General features: G+C 38.6%; 21 protein-coding genes and 1 pseudogene. 12 read left to right on the top strand and 10 right to left on the bottom strand.

All coding sequences use genetic code 11. From position 1 onward, the window contains the following. Positions 1-156: 156 nt before the first annotated feature. Positions 157-1,020, bottom strand: coding sequence for a hypothetical protein (locus tag MKX14_RS11585; protein ID WP_044101198.1), 864 nt, complete (start codon positions 1,018-1,020; stop codon positions 157-159). Positions 1,021-1,348: 328 nt separating this feature from the next. Here MKX14_RS11585 and MKX14_RS11580 point away from each other — a divergent pair, with 328 nt between their 5' ends. After that, positions 1,349-1,921 carry a TetR/AcrR family transcriptional regulator gene (locus tag MKX14_RS11580; protein ID WP_044101200.1) on the top strand — a complete coding sequence of 191 codons (573 nt, stop codon included), beginning with the start codon at positions 1,349-1,351 and terminating at the stop codon, positions 1,919-1,921. Between the two features lie 424 nt (positions 1,922-2,345). Here MKX14_RS11580 and MKX14_RS11575 read toward each other — a convergent pair whose 3' ends face one another. The 4 genes from MKX14_RS11575 to ilvI form a co-directional block, all read right to left on the bottom strand. Next, the gene (locus MKX14_RS11575; protein ID WP_044101201.1) at positions 2,346-4,400 is read right to left on the bottom strand and encodes a bifunctional diguanylate cyclase/phosphodiesterase; all 2,055 of its coding nucleotides are present in this window, start codon (positions 4,398-4,400) and stop codon (positions 2,346-2,348) included. A gap of 326 nt (positions 4,401-4,726) precedes the next feature. Then, positions 4,727-5,743: a ketol-acid reductoisomerase gene (gene ilvC / locus MKX14_RS11570; protein WP_046811400.1), complete on the bottom strand. Its 1,017-nt coding sequence runs from the start codon at positions 5,741-5,743 to the stop codon at positions 4,727-4,729. Between the two features lie 32 nt (positions 5,744-5,775). Then, positions 5,776-6,267 carry an acetolactate synthase small subunit gene (gene ilvN, locus MKX14_RS11565; RefSeq protein WP_044101205.1) on the bottom strand — a complete coding sequence of 164 codons (492 nt, stop codon included), beginning with the start codon at positions 6,265-6,267 and terminating at the stop codon, positions 5,776-5,778. After that, on the bottom strand, positions 6,267-7,991 hold the full coding sequence (ilvI, locus tag MKX14_RS11560) for an acetolactate synthase 3 large subunit (protein WP_005079103.1): 1,725 nt from the start codon (positions 7,989-7,991) through the stop codon (positions 6,267-6,269). Before ilvI ends, ilvN begins: the two co-directional genes overlap by 1 nt. Positions 7,992-8,495: 504 nt before the next feature. Here ilvI and MKX14_RS11555 point away from each other — a divergent pair. From MKX14_RS11555 to cmeC, 7 genes and pseudogenes are all read left to right on the top strand, one after another. Continuing rightward, a pseudogene (locus MKX14_RS11555) lies at positions 8,496-8,844 on the top strand (DUF4124 domain-containing protein). A 186-nt stretch (positions 8,845-9,030) separates the two neighbouring features. Then, positions 9,031-11,655 (top strand): leucine--tRNA ligase, encoded by a 2,625-nt coding sequence (leuS, locus tag MKX14_RS11550; protein WP_240282483.1) that lies wholly within the window; start codon positions 9,031-9,033, stop codon positions 11,653-11,655. A gap of 27 nt (positions 11,656-11,682) precedes the next feature. Further along, a complete protein-coding gene (lptE, locus tag MKX14_RS11545; protein WP_002115142.1) occupies positions 11,683-12,192 on the top strand; it encodes an LPS assembly lipoprotein LptE in 510 nt (169 codons plus the stop codon). Between the two features lie 18 nt (positions 12,193-12,210). Next, entirely contained in the window at positions 12,211-13,200 is a 990-nt protein-coding gene (gene holA / locus MKX14_RS11540; RefSeq protein WP_017398822.1) for a DNA polymerase III subunit delta, read from the top strand. Positions 13,201-13,307: 107 nt separating this feature from the next. Next, complete coding sequence (macA, locus tag MKX14_RS11535) at positions 13,308-14,648, top strand: MacA family efflux pump subunit (protein WP_017398821.1); 1,341 nt, start codon at positions 13,308-13,310, stop codon at positions 14,646-14,648. Positions 14,649-14,650: 2 nt separating this feature from the next. Next, the gene (gene macB / locus MKX14_RS11530; protein ID WP_002114873.1) at positions 14,651-16,645 is read left to right on the top strand and encodes a MacB family efflux pump subunit; all 1,995 of its coding nucleotides are present in this window, start codon (positions 14,651-14,653) and stop codon (positions 16,643-16,645) included. 22 nt (positions 16,646-16,667) lie between these two features. After that, positions 16,668-18,062 carry an efflux transporter outer membrane subunit gene (gene cmeC, locus MKX14_RS11525; RefSeq protein ID WP_240282517.1) on the top strand — a complete coding sequence of 465 codons (1,395 nt, stop codon included), beginning with the start codon at positions 16,668-16,670 and terminating at the stop codon, positions 18,060-18,062. A gap of 69 nt (positions 18,063-18,131) precedes the next feature. Here cmeC and fabI read toward each other — a convergent pair whose 3' ends face one another. From fabI to orn, 3 genes are all read right to left on the bottom strand, one after another. Next, positions 18,132-18,935, bottom strand: a complete 804-nt coding sequence (gene fabI, locus MKX14_RS11520) for an enoyl-ACP reductase FabI (protein WP_031944198.1) — start codon at positions 18,933-18,935, stop codon at positions 18,132-18,134. Positions 18,936-19,071: 136 nt separating this feature from the next. Continuing rightward, on the bottom strand, positions 19,072-19,803 hold the full coding sequence (locus tag MKX14_RS11515; RefSeq protein ID WP_240282482.1) for a Bax inhibitor-1/YccA family protein: 732 nt from the start codon (positions 19,801-19,803) through the stop codon (positions 19,072-19,074). Positions 19,804-19,956: 153 nt separating this feature from the next. Then, on the bottom strand, positions 19,957-20,523 hold the full coding sequence (gene orn / locus MKX14_RS11510) for an oligoribonuclease (RefSeq protein WP_000099436.1): 567 nt from the start codon (positions 20,521-20,523) through the stop codon (positions 19,957-19,959). A 125-nt stretch (positions 20,524-20,648) separates the two neighbouring features. Here orn and rsgA point away from each other — a divergent pair, with 125 nt between their 5' ends. From rsgA to secB, 4 genes are all read left to right on the top strand, one after another. Further along, positions 20,649-21,710, top strand: coding sequence for a ribosome small subunit-dependent GTPase A (rsgA, locus tag MKX14_RS11505; protein ID WP_240282481.1), 1,062 nt, complete (start codon positions 20,649-20,651; stop codon positions 21,708-21,710). Positions 21,711-21,808: 98 nt separating this feature from the next. Next, the gene (yibN, locus tag MKX14_RS11500) at positions 21,809-22,225 is read left to right on the top strand and encodes a rhodanese-like domain-containing protein (RefSeq protein WP_000443006.1); all 417 of its coding nucleotides are present in this window, start codon (positions 21,809-21,811) and stop codon (positions 22,223-22,225) included. Positions 22,226-22,236: 11 nt separating this feature from the next. Next, a complete protein-coding gene (grxC, locus tag MKX14_RS11495) occupies positions 22,237-22,494 on the top strand; it encodes a glutaredoxin 3 (protein ID WP_002114715.1) in 258 nt (85 codons plus the stop codon). Between the two features lie 27 nt (positions 22,495-22,521). Beyond that, positions 22,522-22,980, top strand: coding sequence for a protein-export chaperone SecB (gene secB, locus MKX14_RS11490; RefSeq protein WP_002115005.1), 459 nt, complete (start codon positions 22,522-22,524; stop codon positions 22,978-22,980). Between the two features lie 67 nt (positions 22,981-23,047). Here secB and MKX14_RS11485 read toward each other — a convergent pair whose 3' ends face one another. Together MKX14_RS11485 and der are read right to left on the bottom strand one after the other, a co-directional pair. Continuing rightward, positions 23,048-23,704, bottom strand: a complete 657-nt coding sequence (locus tag MKX14_RS11485; RefSeq protein ID WP_240282480.1) for a 4'-phosphopantetheinyl transferase family protein — start codon at positions 23,702-23,704, stop codon at positions 23,048-23,050. 115 nt (positions 23,705-23,819) lie between these two features. After that, the gene (der, locus tag MKX14_RS11480) at positions 23,820-25,229 is read right to left on the bottom strand and encodes a ribosome biogenesis GTPase Der (RefSeq protein ID WP_005066184.1); all 1,410 of its coding nucleotides are present in this window, start codon (positions 25,227-25,229) and stop codon (positions 23,820-23,822) included. Between the last annotated feature and the right edge of the window lie 160 nt (positions 25,230-25,389).

Below are 25,389 nucleotides of genomic sequence, written 5' to 3'. Positions count from 1 at the left end.
AGATTTATAGAACTGTTTAATGATTGTTGATAAACCATGAGTTATTCACAAACTTTTTAGATCTTTTTTGAGAATGTAGTTTAGCTCCTTAGAAATTTTACAATTAAAAAAGCCCACCTATTTGAGATGGGGCTTGATTAAGACTTAATAGAATCTTTACGCTAATTTCTTTTCTTCAATGAATTGAACATCTGCAATTTGTGCATCCCAAAACTCATTCCATAAAGCACAGTAATCAATACATAGCTTGGTTAGGCTTTCATAATCATCTTTTGTAATTGCTTGTGCTAATGCAAACCACAAGTCATCTTCATGATCGTCATCAGCGGCCTCAGATGTTTCATCCGTAGATACACCATGTACATGATAGTAACCACCACCTTCAACATCGATATTTACGAATTTGGTTGCTTGACGTAATGGAGGACTAAAAAGAATGACTTCTTCCTCGGCCACTGCTAACAATGCTACGACTTTAATATAATTATCATACGAAGATTCTAAAAATGATCTAACCTGATTAGCGATTTTTGATGGTTTATAATTACGACGATCAAGCTCTGTTAAGCCATAATCATTAAGCAAATCTTCATACAAAGGATAGTGAGCGTATTCAGGATTACCCAGATAGTAGTTATCTTTATCTAATCCCGGACGGAAACCAAATTCATCAAGTATATTTAAACTTAATAATACTCTTGGAAACATTTTAGCTCCAGAATGGAGTTTAGGTTCCAATTGTTTGGTCTGAAATTGTGCTTGTAGTAAAGCATCAGTAAAAATCTGTACAATTGCATGACGATATTCTAAATGAATACGAATTAAACTCGTTTTATCGAGATACCCATTATTTAATACCTCAATCGCAGGATGTTTAGAAACGGGTAATTCCGCAATTTTACTTCTTAACTGTTCGAGAAATTTTAAATTTTCATCCCATTGTTTTGCAGGAATACTACTTCTCATCCCCTGCAATGCTTTTTCTCTTGGATTATTAAAGTCTTCAAATTTTTTTGACATAATCGTTCTCAGTAAAAAGTTTGTTCTTATAGTTAAGTTATAGGTCTTATTTTTATTTAAATTTTGCATTCAATTGCTAAAATAAATTCCACAAACCAAAACTTAACAATTTTATATTATGTTTGTTAACTCAACAAATCAACGAATTAATTAATAATTTTTAAAAAAAGTAAAATATTGCCAATTAGAAACATATATTTTTATTTTTAATAACAAATCAAGATATTGAATAAATATAATTTTTTAAATATGATTAGAGAAAATTTATTTAAGCTTTCATACTTTACAATAGCAAAGTTAATCAAAAATATTTGTGACGGATAAATCGATGTCAAAAAGAGAAAATATTATAACAACAGCCACCTCCCTCTTTAATCAGAAAAGCTACACCTCTATTGGAGTTGACTGTATTATCGCTGAATCAGGCGTTGCAAAAATGACTTTTTATAAGTACTTTTCTTCTAAAGAAAACTTAATTGAAGAATGTCTTCGCCAAAGGAATCAAGAAGTTCAGGCTTCTCTATTTCAAAAAATTAGCAATATTGATGATCCATTGATTAAACTTAAAAGTATTTTTAACTGGTATATTGACTGGATCAATACAGATGATTTCAATGGTTGTTTATTTAAAAAAGCGACGATCGAAGTCATGCAATTGTATCCCTCTCTTAAAGATCAAGTGAATAAATACCGAGAATGGGTTTACAAATTGGTTTTCTCAATATTTCTAGAATTAGAAATTAAAGATACCCATACACTTACTAGTCTTTTCCTTAATATTATTGATGGAATTATTATTGATGGCACAATAAATAAATCACAAATTAACTCCCAAAAAACATGGTCTTATATTAGAAAAATTATTAAATTCGAAGCAATTCAAGAGTTCGAAACTGCATAGCCTATAAATCGGCTAGAACTCTACACTTTAACAAAAATACACAATATTTTAATTCGGTGGAGCATGAACCAAACTCCACCACGATTCCTAATTCTTAAAATATATAAAAATTTAAATAATTATATTTTACAATCCAATAATAAATATTAATTTATTATATAAACTTAATAGTAATTTATATTAATTAATTTTAAATATTGAATTTTATATACCAAAGCAATCGGCTTATTAGAATTACTTTATACTATCAGTATATATTTATAAATTATTATATTTACGATTTTCATACTCATGTCAAGATATTGCATATTAAGCATAACCAACATCTAGGTATTTTAATGAATTACCCCAATGTTAATTTATTAATCTTTAAAGAAAAATTTAAAAATAAGATATAGTTTTTTTAAAATCGATTTAAAAAAGACTAAGCAAAATGGGCGCCTTGAGAATCAATCAGTTGATCGACCTGAACAGGCATCCCTAACAAATAACCTTGGAACTGCTGACAACCTAAACGCGTTAAAATCTCAACTTGCTGCTGAGTCTCTACCCCTTCGGCTGTTACGGTCAAACCCAGCTTTTTCGCCAAGTGAATAATACTTTCTAAAATAACTTCTTCTTTTGACCCCGGTTTTAAATCTACAATAAAACCACGGTCAATTTTAAGTTCATCAACAGGTAAATCTTTTAAATACAAGAAACTCGAATGACCAGTTCCAAAATCATCAATTGCAACACGAATACCCATATCACGTAGTCGTTCACAAGCTCGAATACTTAAATCAATGTGACGCATTGCTGTTGATTCAGTAATCTCAACAATTAAGTGATGAGGTTGAATTTGGTATTTTTTTAATAATGCTTCGAGCGTACTAAATAATTTTTTATTTTCGAACTGTAGTGCAGATAAGTTTACTGCAACTGGGTAAAATGGAGTGTTACTGCGTTCCCACTGTTGAATTTGCAGGCAAGCTTGCTCAAGCGCCCAATACCCCATTGGAATGATCAAACCCGTTTTTTCTGCCCCTTCTATGAACATATGTGGTGTGAGTATTCCTAAAGCTGGATGATTCCAACGGATTAATGCCTCAACACCACAGATTTCAAGATTCGTATTAAATTTTGGTTGGTAATATAGGATGAACTGCTTTTCTTCTACGGCCTTATAAAGATCATTGATCAGTTTTGACTGACTTCTTGTTTCTTGTTGATGTGTTGAATAACTAAAGATGGTGTAAGTATTTCGGCCTTGTTCTTTAGACATAAGCATCGCGGCATCAGCATTCATGAGTAAGTCCTGAACATTTTGTCCGTGCTCAGGAAATAGTGCCACCCCTAAACTTGCAGAGATATTAATTTCTTTACCAGAAATTTGATAACTTTCCTGAATCAGCTGTAAAACTTTCTCAGCCAAAATAACTGCTTCATCGGCATTTGTATTTTCGGCAATAAGCAAAAACTCATCACCGCCAATTCTAAGCAGTTTACATTTCTCATTGAGTTGCCAGTGTAAGCGGTTTGCCATCTGAATAAGTAATTGATCACCCACATGATGTCCAAATGCATCATTCACCGATTTAAATCGGTCTAAGTCAATGTATAAGAAAGCAATTTTCTGGTCTTTGTACCGATGATCTGAGAGTAAGACTTCAGCATAATCCACCAAATAAAGGCGGTTAGGCAATTTGGTTAAATTGTCTTGTATAGATAGGTTAGCTAATTCTTTGTTTGCCTTACGTAGCTCTAAATTCTGTTGAGTAAGGCGTTGCTCTAACATTGCAACAATAAAACTTGCTACGAGTACCAAACATGTCACTAGAATAATTGTGAATAATAATAAGTCATGCTCAGCCTGATATTGGCTAATAAACTTATCAGTAATATTCGTCGCAATAAGCGCTGTGTAGTGCATCCCCATAATACTTAAGGTCATCATAACTGAAAATGCGATTTTTAAAGTTAAGCGATATCGTTCAGTATCTTTTAATTTATAAGCGAGTAAAAACGCTAGCCCTGAACCACTCATTGCAATTAATACAGAAAATAAGAGTAGAAACGAAGTGTAATCTTTTTTATAAACATTCATATTCCAGCCCAACATGCTAATGTAATAGGAGGCTGAAATTCCAATTCCCATAATAATCGAGCTCAAAATGAGTCTAAACAAAGGGAGTGTAAAACGCGAAGTCAGCCACATCGCAATGCAAGATAACAACGCACTGATAGCATAAGAAATTGCAATTAAAGGAATATTAGAGTGGGCTGTATCAAACAGATGATAAGCTTGTATACCAACAATATGGACAATGCTAATTGCTAAGGCGAGTAGCAATCCATTAATAAATAAAATTAAGGACTCAAATTTCTTATAGACTTGCTTGAATATTAGCTGTTCCATGGAAATTACAATATAACAAATGAAGCCAGCTGCAATAAAAGAGCCGACGATCAATGTGCTATCGTAATCAACATGACCCATATTGGACTTCCATGATTATTCAATACTTTTTTTTATTTTGTTCAACTCATTGCCCAAAATACAATTAAACATGTTAAAGAAATTTTAGTAAATTTGACTTATTCAGTCAGTTATAAACAATAACATTATCTATCTTTTGGTCAAGTATTTTTTACTTTATAAATCAATAAAGTAAATAAAAATTAAGCAGCCAATTGTATGAAAAATATAGAATTTATTTAATCTAGTCAAGTTGACCTAATCGCAATTTTCACATTCAAATAAAATAGTATAAATAAAGAACCCTGCTTAAAGCAGGGTTCTTTTAAAACGTTAGATAAAGAAAATTAGTTCTTTTCTTTGTCTACGATTTTGTTTGCTTGAATCCATGGCATCATTGCACGTAACTTATTACCAGTTTGTTCAATACCATGTGCAGCATTTTGACGACGACGAGCTGTCATAGATGGGTAGTTTAACGCACCTTCTTGAATGAACATCTTAGCATATTCACCAGATTGAATACGTTTCAATGCATTACGCATTGCTTCACGAGACTGTTCGTTAATAACTTCAGGACCAGTTACGTATTCGCCGTACTCAGCGTTATTAGAAACTGAGTAGTTCATGTCAGCGATACCGCCTTCGAACATTAAGTCAACGATTAGCTTAAGTTCGTGTAAGCATTCAAAGTAAGCCATTTCTGGTGCATAACCAGCTTCCACTAAAGTTTCGAAGCCCATTTTCACCAATTCAACCGCACCACCACAAAGAACTGCTTGCTCACCGAATAAGTCAGTTTCAGTTTCTTCACGGAATGAAGTTTCGATAATACCTGTACGGCCGCCACCTACGCCAGAAGCATAAGAAAGAGCAACGTTACGTGCATTACCAGAAGCATCTTGGTGGATTGCGATTAGGTCAGGAACACCTGAACCACGTTGGAACTCTGAACGTACAGTGTGACCAGGTGCTTTTGGAGCAACCATGATTACGTCTAAATCTTTACGTGGAACAACTTGGTTGTAAAGAACAGAGAAACCATGAGCAAATGCAAGAGTCGCGCCTTCTTTGATGTTTGGCTCAATCACATCACGGTAAAGTTGTGATTGGAATTCATCTGGAGTCAAAATCATTACGAGGTCAGCTTGCTTAACAGCAGCAGGAACTTCTGCAACTTTAAGACCTGCATTTTCAGCTTTCTTCCAAGAAGCTGAATCTGCACGTAAACCTACAGTTACGTCTACACCTGAGTCTTTAAGGTTAAGTGCATGAGCATGACCTTGAGAACCGTAACCAATAATCGCTACTTTCTTGCCTTGGATGATTGATAAGTCACAGTCTTTATCGTAAAAAATTTGCATTTGTGTTCTCCGCTAAAATACTTTTTAAAAAATTAAATGGTTAATACTTTTTCGCCACGGGCGATACCAGATACACCTGAACGAACGACTTCAAGAATGGTGTTTTCTGCAAGTGCATCGATAAAACCATCTAATTTTTCAGTTGTCCCTGCTATTTGAATGGTATAGGTCGTTGGTGTCACGTCTACAATTTGCGCACGGAAAATATCCGCAGTGCGCTTAATTTCGGCACGTGAAGCTCCTAATGCTTTTACTTTGATTAGCATAAGTTCACGTTCGATGTGTGCACCTTCTGATAAATCAACTACTTTTACAACTTCAACAAGTTTATTGAGCTGCTTAGTAATCTGTTCAATCTTATGGTCATCACCATAAGTTGTTAATGTTAAGCGTGACAAAGTTGGGTCTTCGGTTGGCGCAACATTCAGTGTTTCAATGTTATATCCACGTTGGCTAAATAAACCAACAAGGCGAGAAAGCGCACCAGCTTCATTTTCAACGAGTACAGAAATAATATGTCTCATTATGTACGCTCCCCTTTACCTAACCACATATCCTTCATAGACTGACCTGCGATCAGCATTGGATAAACATGTTCCGTGCGATCAACCATGACATTAATGAATACACATTTATCATTAATCGCCATTGCTTCAGCAAGCTTCGACTCTAGTTCGTCAGCATGATCAATCTGGATACCCACATGGCCATAAGCTTCCATCAATTTGCCAAAATCAGGTAATGATTCAACGTATGAGCTTGAATGACGACCTTCATAGTTCATATCTTGCCACTGCTTCACCATACCTAAAGCACGGTTATTCAAGCACAAGATCTTCACATTCATGCCGTATTGCTTACATGTTGAAAGCTCTTGAATACACATTTGAATTGAAGCTTCGCCAGTAATACAAACAACTTGTTGATCAGGGAAAGCAAGCTTAGCAGCCATAGCATAAGGTAAACCTACGCCCATGGTGCCTAATCCGCCTGAGTTAATCCATTGACGTGGACGCTTGTATTTGTAATACAACGCACCAAACATTTGGTGTTGGCCAACATCTGAAGTAATGATGGCATCACCGTTAGTGACTTTATATAAAGCTTCAACAACTTGCTGTGGCTTCATTGTGCCATCAGTCGGGGTTTCAAACTTTAAGCCATGAACTTTACGCCATTCATTAATTTGATCCCACCACGCAGCAATTGCTTCAGGGTTTGGCTTAGACACATTCAATTGTTTCAATTGCGTCAACATTTCCTGAAGTACAGGCTCAACCGCCCCTACAATTGGAATGTGCGCCATAATTGTTTTTGAAATGCTCGCCGGATCAATATCAATATGAATAACTTTAGCATTCACACAGAATTTTGCTGGGTTATTGGTCACTCGGTCATCAAAACGCGCACCAATTGCAAGAATGACGTCAGCATTATGCATCGCCATATTTGCTTCATAAGTACCGTGCATACCCAACATGCCCACAAACTGTGGATCATCGCCAGGGAAGCCACCAAGGCCCATAAGTGTATTAGTCACCGGATAACCGAGTAAATGCGCGAGTTCAGTCAATAATGCCGATGCATTACCCTGAACAACACCACCACCTGTATAAATTACAGGGCGTTTTGCACTTAAAAGCTCATCAATCGCTTTACGAATTTGGCCAGAATGACCACGTGAAGGTGGTTGGTAAGAACGCATCTTCACTTTTTCAGGATATTCGTACGCAAATTTTTCTGCAGGATTTGTCGCATCTTTAGGAATATCGACTACAACTGGACCAGGGCGACCACTTGCTGCGATATAAAATGCTTTTTTGATAATTGCAGGAATTTCACTTGCGTGACGAACTTGGAAGCTGTGTTTCACGATCGGACGTGAAATACCCACCATATCAGTTTCTTGGAAAGCGTCTTCACCAATAAGATGTGATGCAACCTGGCCAGACAAAATCACCATTGGGATTGAGTCCATATAAGCTGTTGCAATTGGAGTTACTGTATTGGTTGCGCCAGGTCCAGAAGTGACCAGTACTACGCCAGTCTTACCTGTAGCACGCGAGTAAGCATCTGCCATATGACCAGCAGCTTGTTCATGACGTACGAGGTAATGATTAATTTTGTCTTGTTGAAATAGCGCATCATAAATATGTAATACAGCGCCGCCTGGATAACCAAAAACATGTTCAACGCCTTCGTCCGCAAGAGCACGAACGAGCATTTCACCACCAGATAAAAGTTCCAACGTGATTCACCCTAAAATCTTTATCACTATTTATGGAAGGCACAAATAGTGTTTCATTCATTGAATTGTCTGCACTGTTATAGCACACATATTGTCTAGTTTTCGTTGCAATAGAAAAATTTCTGTTTTTCAGCCGTATAAGCTTTTTTAACATTAATAAAGCATGTCTGGATATACATACTTTAGTAAAATCACTCTCTCGGCTAGAGAGAATGTCTATTACAAAACATGACAATTATTCGAAGGGTGATCAAATAATCGCATATAAAACTAAAGGAAGCATTTTTGTTGTTTAATTCACTAAAGTCAAGATTAAAGAAAAGGTTTTTCCATAAAAAAAATTAGCTGCTTCTTTTTTGATCTAAGATTAAATCGTAAATTTGGTAGTTCTACCCTCTATTTATTAAAAATAATTCTTCTTTTTTATATAAAACCATGAATTGTAAATTGCTTATTTATGAACTTTATTTAAATATAGCCAGCTTTCTTTGGGGAATATCTGATATGAATTTATCTTATTTAAAAACAATCTCATATACAGCAATTGCAACAGCAATTTTAATTTACTCAACTCAAAGTCAGGCACAGCAATATTACAAATGGGTAGATAAAAGTGGCTCAACACATTACACCACGACTCCACCACCTAAAGGCACGAAACATTTGAACACAGTTTCGATTTACGGTAGCCAATCATCCGTAAAAAATTCGACATCCCCCCCCAGAACAGCAAACTCAAGATAAAACAGATAAAGTCATACCAACAGCAGCTAACGCCGTACAGGAAAAAAATGCACCCGCAGTCGCAGTTCCACCTGCGGTACCTGCCCCATCTGTTACAGCACTACGATAAGTAAAGAAGAGTGGTGAATGCTTTCACCACTCTTCCATTATTTAAAATGAAGAAGAATGAGTTGGTAAATTTTTATAGCTCATACTAAAAGATAAAATCGTCATCTAAAAACTGACATTTTCCTCTATTTTGCGCTATGCTGTGCAGCAATCTTTCATTTCAATTTTCGTTGTATAGCTTACGTCTATGACTATTTCTCACATTGACCCCGAATATCAAGCAAACACGATTGAACCATCAGTTCAACAAGATTGGGAAAATCGTAAAGTCTTTAAAGTTGCCGACACTGTCGAAGGTAAACATCGTTACATCCTGTCAATGTTTCCTTACCCAAGCGGCAAGCTGCATATGGGGCATGTGCGTAACTATACAATTGGCGATGTGATTAGCCGTTTTTACCGTTTAAAAGGTGAAACTGTATTACAACCTATGGGTTGGGATGCATTCGGTTTACCTGCAGAAAACGCAGCAATTGCCCATAAAGTTGCTCCGGCAAAATGGACATTTGAAAACATTGCGTACATGCGTGACCAATTAAAAAAATTAGGTCTATCTGTAGATTGGGATCGTGAATTTGCAACTTGTACACCAGAGTATTATCACTGGGAACAATGGTTATTTGTTCAGCTTTATAAAAAAGGCCTGATCTACCGTAAACTTTCAACAGTAAACTGGGATCCAGTTGACCAAACAGTTTTGGCAAACGAACAAGTTGAAAATGGCCGCGGTTGGCGTTCTGGTGCATTGGTTGAAAAACGCGATATTCCAATGTACTACTTCCGTATTACGGACTATGCACAAGAATTATTAGACGACCTAGACACCCTACAAGACGGCTGGCCTCAACAAGTGTTGACCATGCAACGTAACTGGATTGGTCGCTCTACTGGTATGGAAATTACTTTCCCATCTGCCAATACCGAAATTTATGCTGACGGCTTAACTGTTTATACAACACGTGCTGACACGCTTATGGGCGTGACATATGTTGCTGTTGCAGCAGAACATCCTCTTGCACTTAAAGCTGCTGAAAACAACCCTGAATTGGCTGCATTTATTGAAGAATGCCGCATGGGTTCAGTTGCAGAAGCTGACTTGGCAACAGCCGAGAAGAAAGGCATGGCAACAGGCTTGTTTGTAAAACACCCTGTAACTGGTGAAGACCTTCCTGTCTGGATCGCAAACTACGTATTAATGTCTTACGGTTCTGGCGCAGTAATGGCTGTACCGGCGCATGACGAACGTGATTTTGAATTTGCTAACAAGTTCAATTTGCCAATTAAGCAAGTGATTGATGCCAAAGGTGCTGACGATGCAGATTACTCTGCAACTGAGTGGCAAGAATGGTACGGTTCTAAAGAAGGTAAACTTGTTAACTCGGGCGAGTTTGACGGTTTGGAATTCCAAGCTGCATTCGATGCATTCCTTGCAAAATTAGAACCACAAGGTTTAGCAAATTCTAAAGTTCAATTCCGTTTACGTGACTGGGGTGTTTCTCGTCAACGTTACTGGGGTTGTCCAATTCCAATGATTAACTGTGATACTTGTGGTCAAGTCACAGTTCCAGAAGACCAGCTTCCGGTTGTATTACCAACTGACGTTGTTCCAGATGGTTCAGGTAATCCGCTTAATAAAATGCCTGAATTCTATGAAACTAAATGTCCTTGCTGTGGCGGCGATGCACGTCGTGAAACAGATACCTTGGATACTTTCGTAGAGTCATCTTGGTACTACGCACGCTATGCATCTCCAGACTTTACTGGCGGTATGGTTAAACCTGAAGCAGCTCAAAACTGGCTTCCTGTAAACCAATACATTGGTGGTGTTGAACACGCGATTCTCCACTTACTTTATGCACGTTTCTTCCATAAATTGATGCGTGATGAAGGTGTTGTACAAGGTAATGAGCCATTTACCAACTTGTTAACTCAAGGCATGGTGCTTGCAGATACATTCTATCGTGAAGCAGAAAATGGTAAGAAAACTTGGTTTAACCCTGCTGATATCGAATTAGAACGCGATGAAAAAGGTCGTATTCTTTCTGCAAAATATTCAGGTGATGGTCAAGAAGTTGTGATCGGCGGACAAGAAAAAATGTCTAAGTCGAAAAACAACGGGATCGACCCACAAGCGATTATTGATCAATACGGTGCAGACACAGCACGTGTATTTATGATGTTCGCTGCTCCACCAGATCAATCTTTAGAATGGTCTGATGCAGGTGTTGAAGGTGCAAACCGTTTCTTGAAACGTGTATGGCGCCTTGTAGCGAGCTTCCTTGAAAAGGGCAACCAAGCTTCTACGATTGATGCTGCTAACTTGTCTAAAGATGCTCAAGATTTACGTCGTAAAACTCACGAAACTATCCAAAAAGTAAGTGATGATATCGAACGTCGTCATGCATTCAATACTGCGATTGCTGCTTTGATGGAATTGTTAAATGCAAGCAATAAGTTTGAAGCAAAAGATGACAACGACGTTGCTGTAGAACGTGAAGCGATCACTACACTGTTAACTTTACTTGCTCCATTTGCACCGCATTTAAGTCAAACATTATTGGCTCAGTTTGGTACAGATGTAACAGAAGCAACATTCCCTGAAGTCGATGCTTCTGCATTAACTCGTAATACGCAAACGATTGTTGTACAGGTTAACGGTAAACTTCGCGGTAAACTTGAAGTTTCTGTTGATATTTCTAAAGAAGATCTATTAGCTCAAGCTAAGGCCCTTCCAGAAGTTCAACAATTCTTAACAGGACCAACAAAGAAAGAAATTGTGGTTCCAAATAAATTAGTTAACCTCGTGGTTTAATTAAAGTTATTAATGAGAGGATCAAGCATGCACTTTGCCAAACGTTTAGCCGCTGTTGTTTTAACCTTAGGCCTTAGTGCAGGCTTAGTCGGGTGTGGATTTCATTTAAAAGGAACCAACCCGACTGCAACTCCGCTTGTTTATAAAAAGTTAAGCCTTGAGTTACCAGCTAAAACTGATGATTTAGAAACCCAGTTAAAAGTTTATTTAGCTGCAAATGGTGTTCAATTCAGCAATGATAATGATGCCTACGTACTCCGTGTTTTAGAGTACACACCACGTCGTCAGCTTTTAAATGGAAAACTAACGGAAGTATTATTACGCTTAACCGTAACCTTCCAGATTGAAGACCGTCAGGGTAATAAAATTACTGAACCACGTTCATTAACTGCATCTCGTAGTTATCAGTATGATCTTGCAACGGTTAACACCGAAAATCAGCAAGAATCTTATTTACAACGTATTGTAATTGATGACATTGCACAGCAAATTACTCGTCAGATTTCAGCAAACCGTTTACCAAAAGCTCAACCTTAATCTCCAGTTTTATCAGCAATGAAAATTGACTATTTACAAGCCTTAAAACGCATTCCGGAAGCACGGGGTGCGTGGATTTTACATGGCCAAGAACCTTTGCTGGAACAAAATTTATTAGATGCTTTTCGTAAAAGTTGGCAACAACAAGAAGTTGAAAGACAGCGCTACGATATTAGTAGCGTGAGCGACTGGAAAAATGTTTTTAACGCTCTTAACAGCTTATCTTTATTTTCTCAGCAGCTTGCCATTGAAGTACATGGTAATATAAAGCCTGACGCAAATGGACTAAAACAACTTAAAAGTTATATCCAACATAATGAGACTAACTTACTTTTAATTGTTTTACCTAAGCAAGATAGTAGTAGTTTAAAGTCTGCTTTTTTCCAAGTTGTGGAAGCAAATGGTGTTGTCGTTGCCCTAACGGCAAACTATCCGCAAGACCGTCAAAGAATTTTATCTGCCGAAGCAGAGAAACTTGAAATTCAACTCGATAATGATGCCTGGCAGTGGCTCATGCAGCATCATGAGCATAATCTGCTCGCAGCTAAGAATAGCTTGATGCGTGTAAGAGATACTTTTCCAGACCAACAACTCATTCAAATTGAACAGTTGTATGCTTGTCTACAAGATCAATCTCGTTATACCACTTACGATTTAAGCGATGCTTTATTAGAAGGTAATCTCGCTCAATCTATTAAAATTTTTCAATATTTAATTGCTGCTGGCGAACCAGAAAGTCTGATTTTATGGACACTAAGCAAAGAAATGCGTTTACTGATGCAATTATTTGAGCAGCCTCATAATGCATTACAACTTGGTATCTGGAAAACAAAGGTTGGTTTATATCAACAAGCTTTAAGAAGATTAAATCCTCAACAATTTTTAGGCTGGTCTACCCTTCTATTGCAAGTAGATGCAGCAATTAAAGGAATGTCGAACGAAAATGCCCAACATTTAATGCAGCAAGCGATTGCTGAATTATGTGGGAAAACACTATTTATACAATAATTCGGCCGAATCATTTTTCTTCATTCCTGAAATATCATAAAAATTCACGTTTTATCCTCATTTCGCTTTTATACTAAATTAAATTTTAGACTTTTCGACCTCTCGCCATGCCAAAAATAAAGCCAATCAAACTTGTTATTATCATCGTCTGTATAGCCATTATTGCTGTATTAGCTTGGAAATTTTTAAAGCCTAAAGAGCAGCAGCCTCAATATATTACAGCTGAGGTAACACGCGGAGATATTGAAAATAATGTCCTTGCAACAGGTACACTTGATGCAACCAAACTGATTAGTGTGGGTGCACAGGTATCTGGTCAGGTCAAAAAGATGTATGTACAGTTGGGCGATCAAGTGAAACAAGGTCAACTTATCGCACAAATTGACTCAACCACCCAAGAAAATAGTTTAAAAACTTCTGATGCGAATATTAAAAATTTAGAAGCGCAGCGCCTTCAACAAGTTGCTTCTTTAAATGAAAAACAACTTGAATACCGCCGTCAGCAACAAATGTATGCGCAAGATGCAACGCCTCGTGCAGATTTAGAATCGGCTGAGGCAAGCTATAAAACAGCTCAGGCGCAAATTAAAGCATTAGATGCACAGATCGAATCTGCAAAAGTGACAAAATCTACGGCACAAACCAATATTGGTTACACACGTATTGTTGCTCCAACTGATGGTACCGTTGTCGCGATTGTGACCGAAGAAGGCCAAACTGTAAACGCAAACCAAAGCGCTCCAACAATTGTCAAAATTGCAAAACTACAAAACATGACGATTAAGGCGCAGGTGAGTGAAGCTGACATTATGAAAGTTGAAAAAGGACAACAGGTTTACTTTACAACTTTAGGTGATGAAACTAAGCGCTATGCAACATTACGTCAGATTGAACCAGCTCCAGACTCAATTTCTAGTGAATCAACAAGTACAACAAGCTCAACAACCAGTTCAGCTGTTTACTATAATGCGTTATTCGATGTGCCAAATACTGATGGTAAATTGCGTATTGATATGACAGCACAAGTTTATATCGTATTAGATTCAGCTAAAAATGCCCTACTTGTTCCTTCATCAGCACTGAGTTCTAAACAATTTTCAGGCCAAAGAAAATCTGGTCAATCTACAGATAAAGCTGCTTCGACTCCAAGTGCAGAAAGAAAAAATTCAGGTAGTGGTGTTCGTTTAGAACGTTTAAATTTAACTGCTGAACAAAAACAACTGGTTGAACAAGGTAAATTAACGTTAAGTGTTGTACGTGTATTACAAGCCGATGGCACAACTAAACCGACTCAGATTTTGGTAGGTATTAATAACCGTGTAAATGCGCAAGTTCTTGCGGGCTTAAAACAAGGTGATCAAGTTGTGATTGCCGATAGTGCAGATACTTCTGCTGCATCAGCAAATAGTAGTAATAACCGTCGCCGTAGTGGCCCAATGGGAATGTAAGCATGACAAAACAAGCTTTGCTTGAAGTCAGCAATCTAGTCCGGGAATTCCCTGCTGGCGAAAGCACGATACAAATTTTAAAAGGTATTGACCTGACCATTTATGAAGGTGAACTGGTTGCGATTGTCGGCCAGTCTGGTTCCGGCAAATCGACCCTCATGAATATTTTGGGGTGTTTGGACCGACCTACAAGTGGTAGTTACAAGGTTAATGGACAAGAAACCGGTAAACTTGAGCCAGATCAACTCGCTCGACTACGCCGTGAATATTTTGGTTTTATTTTCCAACGCTACCATTTATTGGGTGATTTATCTGCTGAAGGTAACGTAGAAGTTCCAGCTGTTTATGCAGGTGTTACCCCTTCTGAACGTAAACAACGCGCAACGGCTTTACTGACCGAATTAGGTTTAGGTACTAAAACCCTCAATAGACCAAGTCAACTTTCTGGTGGTCAGCAGCAGCGTGTTTCTATTGCCCGCGCGCTGATGAATGGCGGTGACGTTATTCTGGCAGATGAACCAACAGGGGCGCTTGACTCTCATAGTGGTGTTGAGGTAATGCGTATTTTGCGTGAACTCAATGCCGCAGGCCACACTATTATTTTAGTCACCCACGATATGCAAGTTGCAAAAAATGCGACTCGCATTATCGAGATTAGTGACGGAGAAATTATTAGTGACCGCCCTAATGTTCCAGATCAAGCAGCTGAACCAATCAAATCTGATCCTGATGCGGCGCCTGCTTTGCAAGGTAAACAGAAGAAAGGCAAAAGTATTTCTGCATGGCGCTCTACTTTAGACCGTTTATCTGAAGCCTTTCAAATGGCTTTACTGTCTATGAATGCCCACCGTATGCGTACTTTTTTAACCATGCTGGGGATTATTATTGGTATTGCATCGGTTGTTACGGTTGTCGCGTTAGGTAAAGGCTCTCAACAGCAAATTTTAAGCAATATTAGCAGTCTGGGAACAAATACGATTACGGTATTTCAGGGCCGCGGTTTTGGTGATAACTCTAAAACTGCAAGCTTTAAAACCTTGGTACCTGCCGATGCCGATGCATTAATGACTCAACCGTATGTTAGTGCAGTCAGCCCAATCGTCAGTACATCCAAAACCATGCGTTACCAACAAAATGAAGCGAACGCGACCATTAATGGTGTGAGTAACGATTATTTCGATGTGAAAGGTTTGGTCTTTAAAGATGGACAAACTTTTGATCAACGTAGTGTCCGTGATCGCTCACAGGATGTGGTCATTGATACTAATACTCAAAAGCAGTTCTTTAGTGACGGTACCAACCCTATCGGTCAAGTAGTGTTACTCGGTAGTGTACCTGCGCGTATTATTGGTGTGGTTGAGCCACAAACAAGCGGTATGGGTTCAGATGACACTTTGAATGTCTATATGCCTTATACAACCGTAATGAGCCGTATGTTAGGACAATCTAATGTACGTAATATTGTGGTTCGTATTAATGACAAATATTCAACTGCTGCCGCAGAAAATGCGATTGTGAATTTATTAACCCAGCGCCATGGTGCACAAGATATTTTCACCATGAACAGTGACAGTATCCGTCAGACTATTGAGAAAACAACCAGCACGATGACCCTTCTGGTTTCAGCAATTGCCGTAATTTCATTGGTCGTTGGTGGTATCGGGGTAATGAATATTATGTTGGTTTCGGTGACTGAACGTACTCAGGAAATTGGCGTACGTATGGCCGTCGGTGCGCGTCAAAGTGATATTTTGCAGCAATTCCTGATTGAAGCAATTTTGGTGTGTTTAATTGGTGGTGTGCTTGGCGTCTTACTATCGCTTGGCCTTGGGCAACTTATTAATAAATTTGCTGGCGGTAACTTTAGTGTGGCTTATTCAAGCACTTCTATTATTGCAGCATTTGTCTGTTCAACACTGATTGGTGTCGTATTCGGTTTCTTGCCTGCTAAGAATGCCGCGAAACTTGACCCTGTTGCCGCACTATCTCGAGAATAAGGAAAATTGCATGTCTTTCTCTATGACTAAACTCAGCACAGCACTTCTTCTCACAGGTTCTCTTGTAGGATGTGCAGCTGTAGTAAAAACACCTTATGAAACGCCTGCGGTACAAGTTCCAGGTAGTTTTCAGTATGACACAGCAAAAACAAAAACCATGTCTGCCAATCAATATTCTGACCGTTGGTGGACACTCTTTAACGATGCACAGCTCAATCAACTTGTAAGTAATGTATTAGAACGTAATAGTGATTTAGCAGTTGCAGGTATTGCTCTAAAGCAAGCCCGTCTACAAGCTGACTTAACCGCTAACAAACAAGGCTTGCGTACCAATTCTAGTGTTTCTACAGGACATTCTTTCGATTTAAATTCGGGAGATGACAGCTCTAAAGGCCTATCAATGAGTGCGGGTGTAAGCTATGAGCTTGATTTGTTTGGCAAGCTTGCACGCCAAACTGAAGCAAGCAAATGGGAAGCCTTAGCGACCGAACAAGATTTACAAGCTACTGGACAAAGTTTAATTGCAACCACGGCCAAACTTTATTGGCAACTGGGTTATTTAAATGAACGTTATGCGACTGCTCAGCAAAGTCTCGCAACCTCTCAAAAGCTTTATGACTTGGTACAAATTCAATATAAAGCTGGTGCTGTTTCAGGTGTAGATCTGACTCAAGCAGAACAATCGGTGCAAAGCCAAAAAGCAAGCTTAAGCCAGATTGAACAGCAACTGGTTGAAACACGCACAGCCATTGCGGTGTTATTGCATGAACCATTGCAGCAATTAAATATTCAAGAGCCAAAGCGTTTACCACGCACTGCTCTACCTGCAATTGGTGCTGGCTTACCTGCCGACATTTTATCGCGCCGACCTGATTTGCAAGCAAGTGAGCTCCGCTTAAGAAAAGCATTAGCAACTAAAGATGCTACTAAGGCGAGCTACTACCCTTCTATTAGCCTAACTAGCAGTTTAGGTTCAAGCAGCACATCGTTAACGGAGTTATTACGTAACCCCGCCCTCACGCTTGGGGCAAGTTTAAGCTTACCGTTTTTGCAATACAACGATATGAAGAAAGATATCGCGATTAGTAATCTAGATTATGAAAAAGCGATTATTCAATATCGTCAAACGCTTTATCAGGCTTTTGCTGATGTAGAAAATGCTTTATCGAGTCGTACCGAACTCGACAAACAAGTAGCGTTACAAGAGCGTAATGTTGAACTTGCAGAAAAAACCGAACGTTTAACTGAAGTGCGCTACCGTTATGGTGCTGTTGCATTAAAGACTCTTCTCGATGCACAGCAAACTACACGTACTGCACGTTTAAGCCTCGTTGAAACCAAGCAAAGCCAATACAACGCGTATGTCACTCTCATGCAAGCTTTAGGTGGTTCACCTGTAAAAGAACTACTGCAATAACTTGCGCCCATAAAAAAAGCCGTAGTCCTTCAACTACGGCTTTTTTTATGCCTGAATAAATTTCGAAACTTATTCATCATCCATCATAGATTGGCTCATACCTACAGTATTGAAACCAGCATCTACATATAGAATTTCACCAGTAATACCTGAAGCCCAAGGTGAGCATAGGAATAATGCTGCATTACCTACTTCTTCAATGGTTACGTTACGTTTTAACGGCGCAACTTTTTCATTGGCATCTAACATTTTACGGAAAGATTTAATACCAGAAGCAGCCAAAGTACGGATTGGACCCGCAGAAATCGCGTTTACACGAATACCATCAACACCAAGACTTGATGCTAAATAGCGAACACCAGCTTCTAAAGAAGCTTTTGCCATACCCATAACGTTATAGTTAGGCATAACACGCTCAGAACCTTGGTAAGTCAAAGTCAATAAACAACCTTGACGAGCTTGTAATAGAGGTTTTGCAGCACGTGCCATTGCAACAAAGCTGTATGCACTGATGTCATGAGCAACTTTAAAACCTTCACGGTCAGTCACGTCAGTAAAATCACCATCAAGTGTATGTGCAGGTGCGAAGCCAATTGAGTGTACAACACCGTCTACACCATCCCAATGTTTTGCAAGTTCTGCAAATGCATTATCAATTTCAGCATCAACAGCAACATCACATGGAAACACAAGCTTAGAACCGAATTGCTCAGCAAATTCATCCACACGTTTTTTTAATTTTTCGTTTGGATAAGTAAACGCAAGCTCTGCACCTTCACGGTGTAATGCTTGTGCAATACCAAAAGCAATTGATAATTTACTAGCAACGCCTGCAATCAAAAAGCGCTTACCTGCTAAAAGTCCTTGTGTCATGCCGATCTCACTCAAAACAATTTCAAGCATAATGCCAATATTCGGCGGTTTTCGAAATTGCATAATGCATCTTTTTTCAAAAATCGCACGAAAAAAATCACTCCTGATAAGGAGCGACTTCTAGATGAATTCAATCTTAGTCGTCAGACAATAAGCCCAGTAAGCGTAAGAAAGAAATATACATCCATACTAAAGTTACAAGTAATGCGATACCACACAACCATTCCATGAATTTTGGTGCACGATATGCTGCATTAGTTTCGATTAAATCAAAATCTAAAATCAGGTTAAGTGAAGCAATGACTGCGACGAATGCAGCAAAACCTATACCTAACCAGTTACTTTCAAAAATATAAGGAACGCTTGAACCAAAAGCTAAACGCATGACCATCTGCACGATAAATACAATAAAGATAGCTAAAGATGCAGAGATTACAACTGACTTGAACTTTTCAGTTGCGCGAATAATTTGGAATTTATATAAACCAAACATCACCAAAGTGGTGACAAAGGTCGCTAATAAAGCCTGAAGTGGAACACCTGGGTATTTCAACTGGAAAGTAAACGAAATACCACCTAAAAAAGCCCCTTCAAATAAGGCATACGGAATTGCCAAGGTTGGCGCAGTCGTTGGTTTAAAGGTTGTAACTAAAGCTAAAACCAAACCACCAATTGCACCCACAATTGAAGCTGCGTAAGCAATACCAACATTTGCAGTAAAGGCTGCATAGAAAAATAAAGCGACACCCACCGCAGCTGCAATGACCGTCAACATAACAGATTTTTGAATCGCACCTTGCACAGTCATCGGTTGACTATAGTCACTGACCATTTCAACGCGAGTCAGTATCGGGTTATTACTTTGCATAAATGCTCTCTTTTTATAATAAAAATTTAAAACATCATTTTAAGCAAAATGAATATGAAAGCCAAATTAAGCAATTGGCATTATTGTAACAATGTCCTTTATACAATAAAAAAGGAGGCATAAGCCTCCTTTCATATCACGTCTACAATGTAATCAATCTTTACCATCAGTATTCATAATAAAGAAATATTCGCGGTAATATTTCAACTCTGAAATTGAGTCACGAATATCATCCATTGCCAAATGTGATGCATTCTTTTTCAGGCCACTCATAATTTCAGGGCGCCAGCGTTTTGAAAGCTCTTTTACCGTAGATACATCAAGATTACGGTAGTGGAAATACTGCTCAAGTTCAGGCATAAGACGGTGTAAGAAACGGCGGTCCTGACAAATCGAGTTACCGCACATTGGTGAAACTTTTGGATTCACCCATTTTTTTAGGAATTCTAAAGTTTGTAACTCAGCATCACGAGCTGTTAATTTACTGCGACGAACTCGTTCAATTAGTCCAGACTGCCCATGTTGACGAGTGTTCCATTCATCCATTGCATTTAAAATACGATCAGGTTGATGAATAGCCAAAACTGGACCTTCGGCAAGTACATTTAAATGATCATCTGTAATAATTGTTGCGATTTCAATAATTTGGTCATTATCGGTATCTAATCCGGTCATTTCCAGATCAATCCAAATTAATCGTGTATTTAAAGTACTGCTCATGAATGTACGTTCTAAAATGCCGTAAAAACATCAATAGTAGCAAATTTCTTGCTTCCGCGCTGTAATTCTATAGCTGCTTCATGCTATTTTTGCGGTCTTCAAACAATGGTTTTTTTGGGATATGAATGGCTTTAATTCGTAAGCGTCGTTTAACTGAACAACAGCAACGTCGTATTGAAAAACAGCATAAAACTCGCCAAGAAGAGATCGATACTTCACAGGATCTAGATGGACTCGTTGTACAACACTATGGCCGTCAACTTGAAGTACAGGCCCTCTCTGTACCTAAGCATCACCCAGAAAAACCACAAGTTGCCGAAGGAGAACCAGAACCATTCTGGAAGCCGATCGAGCTCAATAGTGTTTGGCGTTGCCATACTCGAACTAATCTTGAGTTACTTGTAACTGGTGATCGTGTTAAATGGCAGGCAGACCCAAATACAGGTTTAGGCATTATTACAGCCATTCACCCACGCACCTCTTTACTTACCCGCCCTGACCGCTATCACAAAGTTAAACCAGTGGCCGCGAATATCAGTTTGATTGTGATTGTATTTTCACCGCTTCCTGAACCAGCTCCAACGTTAATTGATCGGTATTTAGTTGCTTGTGCAGATGCAAACATTCCTGCTCTTTTGGTCCTCAATAAGTCTGATTTACTCACTGAAAATGACCCAATTCTTACCCTATTAGAAGAATATAAAACCTTGGGTTATGAGGTAATGATTTGTCAGTCCAAGAAGGGAGATATCTCTGCTTTATCTGAGCGTTTAGATGGTGAAACCGTAGCATTTGTAGGGCAATCAGGCGTAGGAAAAAGCTCTTTAATTAATGTGCTCATTCCAGATGCAGAGCAAAAAACCAATGTTATTTCTGAAAACTCAGCACTTGGACAACACACGACAACCTCTACGCGCTTAATCAACTTCGGTAAAAATGGTGCCTTAATTGATTCTCCCGGAATTCGCGAGTTTGGGCTTTGGCATCTCGATTTAGAAAAAATTCGTATGGGCTTTCCAGACATTGCCGCACATCTAGGATCTTGCCAGTTCCGTAATTGCACACATACTCATGAAAAGAATTGTGGGCTAAAACAGGCCGTTGAAGCGGGTGAAATTTTGCCACGACGTTTAGATAGCTTTTTGCGTTTAATCGATGAGATTCAAGAAGCACAGCAAAAAAACTGATTTTCTGCCCTATTTGCCCTTGAAGTGGTGATTTTGATCACCATCTATATAGGCTATACTCTAGGTCAATTTTGTTTTTTAATTTTTTTAGGTGACTTGTGGAACGCTGGTTAGAGTTTATGGGGAATCACCCCATTTTGTTTGGTACGCTCGGAGTCTTGATCGTTTTGTTCTTCATTTTTGAAGGTCAACGTAATGGTCGTAAAATTTCTCCACAGTCGCTTGGTATTTTAGTGAAAGCGAAAAATGCTCTTTTGATTGACTTACGCGATAGCAAAGATTTCCGCGAAGGTCACATTAGTGGCAGTCGCAATATTCCGTATAGCCAAATCGCAAGTCATGCTGACGAATTAAAAGCAAGTGACCGTCCATTGGTATTTATTTGCAACTTGGGGCAAGTTGCTGGAAGTGCTTTGCAAAAAGTTGCTCACCACGATAGCTATCGTCTTGATGGTGGTATCAGTAACTGGAAAGCACAAGGCTTACCTCTTGTTAAAAGCAAACCAAAAGCTTAAGGAGAATTATCATGGCTGCAAATGTCATTGTTTACTCAACTTCTGTATGCCCGTATTGTGTTCGTGCTAAACAGTTACTTGAGCGTAAAGGTGTTGCTTATAAAGAAGTAAATCTTTCTGTTGAAGCACCAGAAGTACGTGTTGAATTAATGCAACGCACAAATCATCGTACTGTCCCACAAATTTTCATTAACGATCAGTTTATCGGTGGTTTTGACCAACTTTATGCTTTAGAGCGTGAAGGTAAACTCGACGAATTATTGGCTTAACATCGCATCCATATTAAGGAAAAAACAATGAGCGAAGAACAACAAGTTCAACCACAATTAGCTTTAGAGCGTATTTATACAAAAGATATTTCTTTTGAGGTTCCAGGGGCGCAGGTTTTTACTAAACAATGGCAACCTGAACTTAATATCAATCTGTCTTCTGCTGCAGAAAAGATTGACCCAACTCACTTTGAAGTTTCTTTAAAAGTTGTGGTACAAGCCGATAACGACAACGAAACAGCGTTCATTGTAGATGTAACTCAATCAGGTATTTTCTTGATCGACAACATTGAAGAAGAGCGTTTACCTTATATTTTAGGCGCATACTGCCCGAATATTTTGTTCCCGTTCTTGCGTGAAGCTGTAAATGATTTAGTAACTAAAGGTAGCTTCCCACAGTTACTTCTTACTCCAATCAACTTTGATGCAGAGTTCGAAGCAAACATGCAACGTGCTCAAGCTGCTGCTGTTGAAGGTCAAGCTTAATTTTATAGCTTACCCTAAACTCAAAAAACCGCGTAATTCGCGGTTTTTTTATGGGAGTAATTTAGATTTAACGGTCAAGTGAATGAATCTGAATAGAAGGAAACTGGAATCCACGGCATGATTGTTCTGAACGCCATGCGACTGTTAAGATCATATTACCAAACACAAAGTTTTGGTAGGCAAATGTCCCAATAAGCTCATGCGAACATAATCCGCCCTGATTTGTAGGATGTGCTTGGGTGTTTAAGGTATTTAAATCTAAACGTATACCAAGACCCGATGCTTTTAAAACAGCTTCTTTAGTCGTCCAGACTTTAAACCAATATTCTCTATCTTGTTCTAGACTTTGCCACGTTGCATATTCATCAGGATGAAAAGCATGTTGTGCCAGACTATCCAGACGTACTTTACGATCAAGCTCTTCAACATCTATACCAATATCTTTAACTCGCTCACTCAGCGCTAAAGCATAATATTGTTGGCTATGTGAATGATTAAAATGCAAAGTATGCTTCGCTAAATAAGGTTTGCCATGTTCATGCTTGGCAAACTCCAATTCCATTGAATTGAGTTGTAGTTTCTCTGCAATCAGTCTATTTCTGACATTCTGTATTTGTTGTTTTTTATAATGATTAAATGAACGGAAGTCTGGAAAATCTTGTTTAGACTTTAAAAGAAGTTGAGATAATGCCTGTGTATAGACTTCAATTTTCCTATTATTCATTTTTCTAAATCCACCCCATGAGGGACTAAAGCTAGTATAAAAAATACCAATAACTTATTAAACCATATAATAAAAAGCCCAAAGAATACTTTGGGCTTTTTTACATTTACATAGATTAACGATTAAATTTCTTTTCCGCTTTTTTGAATTTCTGAATATAGCGACGGCGACGTGCAGCAGTACGTTCATCAACCTGACTCTTACGACCTTCAAACGGGTTTTCAGAAGTTTTAAAGTCAATACGAACTGGTGTACCTTCAAGTTTATACACTTTACGGAACACGTTTTCTAAATAACGGCGATAATCGGCAGGTGTCTTATCAACCTTATTACCATGAATCACAATAGTTGGTGGGTTCTGTCCACCCATATGCGCATAACGCATTTTAATACGACGACCGCTAATCATTGGCGGTTGATGAGCTTCTGTCGCATCACTCAAAATTTGAGTCAATTTAGCTGGGGATACTTTTAAGTTCGCAGACTCATAAGCACGGTGGATAGAAGGATATAAATCACCTACCCCAGTTCCATGTAAAGCAGAAATTAAATGAATTTTTGCCCATGGAATAAAGTCAAAACGACGTTCAACATCAAGCTTACATTGCTTGCGGTCATATTCAGACATGTTATCCCATTTGTTGATGGCAATAACCATGGCACGACCAGCTTCAAGCGCATAGCCAATTAAATGCAAGTCTTGCTCAACAATACCTTCACGCGCATCGACTACAACCACGACAACATGTGCATCTTTCATTGCTTGCAAAGTTTTAACAATTGAGAACTTCTCAATCATTTCATCAACCTTACCTTTACGACGCACACCGGCTGTATCAATTAAAGTGTATTTACGGCCTTCACGCTCAAAAGGAATGTAAATAGAGTCACGCGTTGTACCTGGTTGGTCAAATGCCACCACGCGGTCCTCACCAAGCAAACGGTTGACCAGTGTTGACTTACCAACGTTAGGACGACCAATAATTGCTAAACGTAAGCCAGTATCTTTGTCATGCTCTTCTGGATTTTCATCTTCTGGAACTTCTGCAAGTACATCTTCCAGCATTTGCTGTACGCCACGACCATGGCTAGCGGCAACTTGTAATGGTTCACCCATACCAAGTTTATAGAACTCAACCAAAGCTGCTTCAGCATGAACACCATCTACCTTGTTCGCAACAAGATAAATTTTCTTGCCTAAAGTACGTAGTTCACGAGCAATTTGCTCATCAGAAGCTAATAATCCCGCACGAGCGTCAACCACAAAAATAATAATATCTGCTTCATTGATCGCTGTTTTTGACTGCTCGGCCATGTAGTTATCGATACCGCCTTCACTCTCACCGATACCACCAGTATCAACAACAATGAAAGACTTATTTTGATAAGTCGCATCACCATATTTACGGTCACGAGTCAGACCCGCGAAGTCGGCTACAAGTGCATCACGACTCTTGGTAATCTGGTTAAATAACGTTGATTTTCCGACATTCGGACGACCAATGAGCGCAATAACGGGTTTCATACAATAACCTTAATTCAAGACCAGCCATATCTCATGGCATGAGCATTAGAAACAATACAGGAGATATATTTTAAGGTCAGATATGACCATAATAAAAGACGGGGCTTTGAACTGATTTAATTCAAACACCCCGATATTTTTTTAACAGCGTAATTTGTTA

Source organism: Acinetobacter pittii, assembly GCF_022449185.1.
GTDB classification, from domain to species: domain Bacteria; phylum Pseudomonadota; class Gammaproteobacteria; order Pseudomonadales; family Moraxellaceae; genus Acinetobacter; species Acinetobacter pittii_I.
Note: the sequence above shows the minus strand (reverse complement) of the source record. Positions and strands in the feature narration are given on the sequence as shown.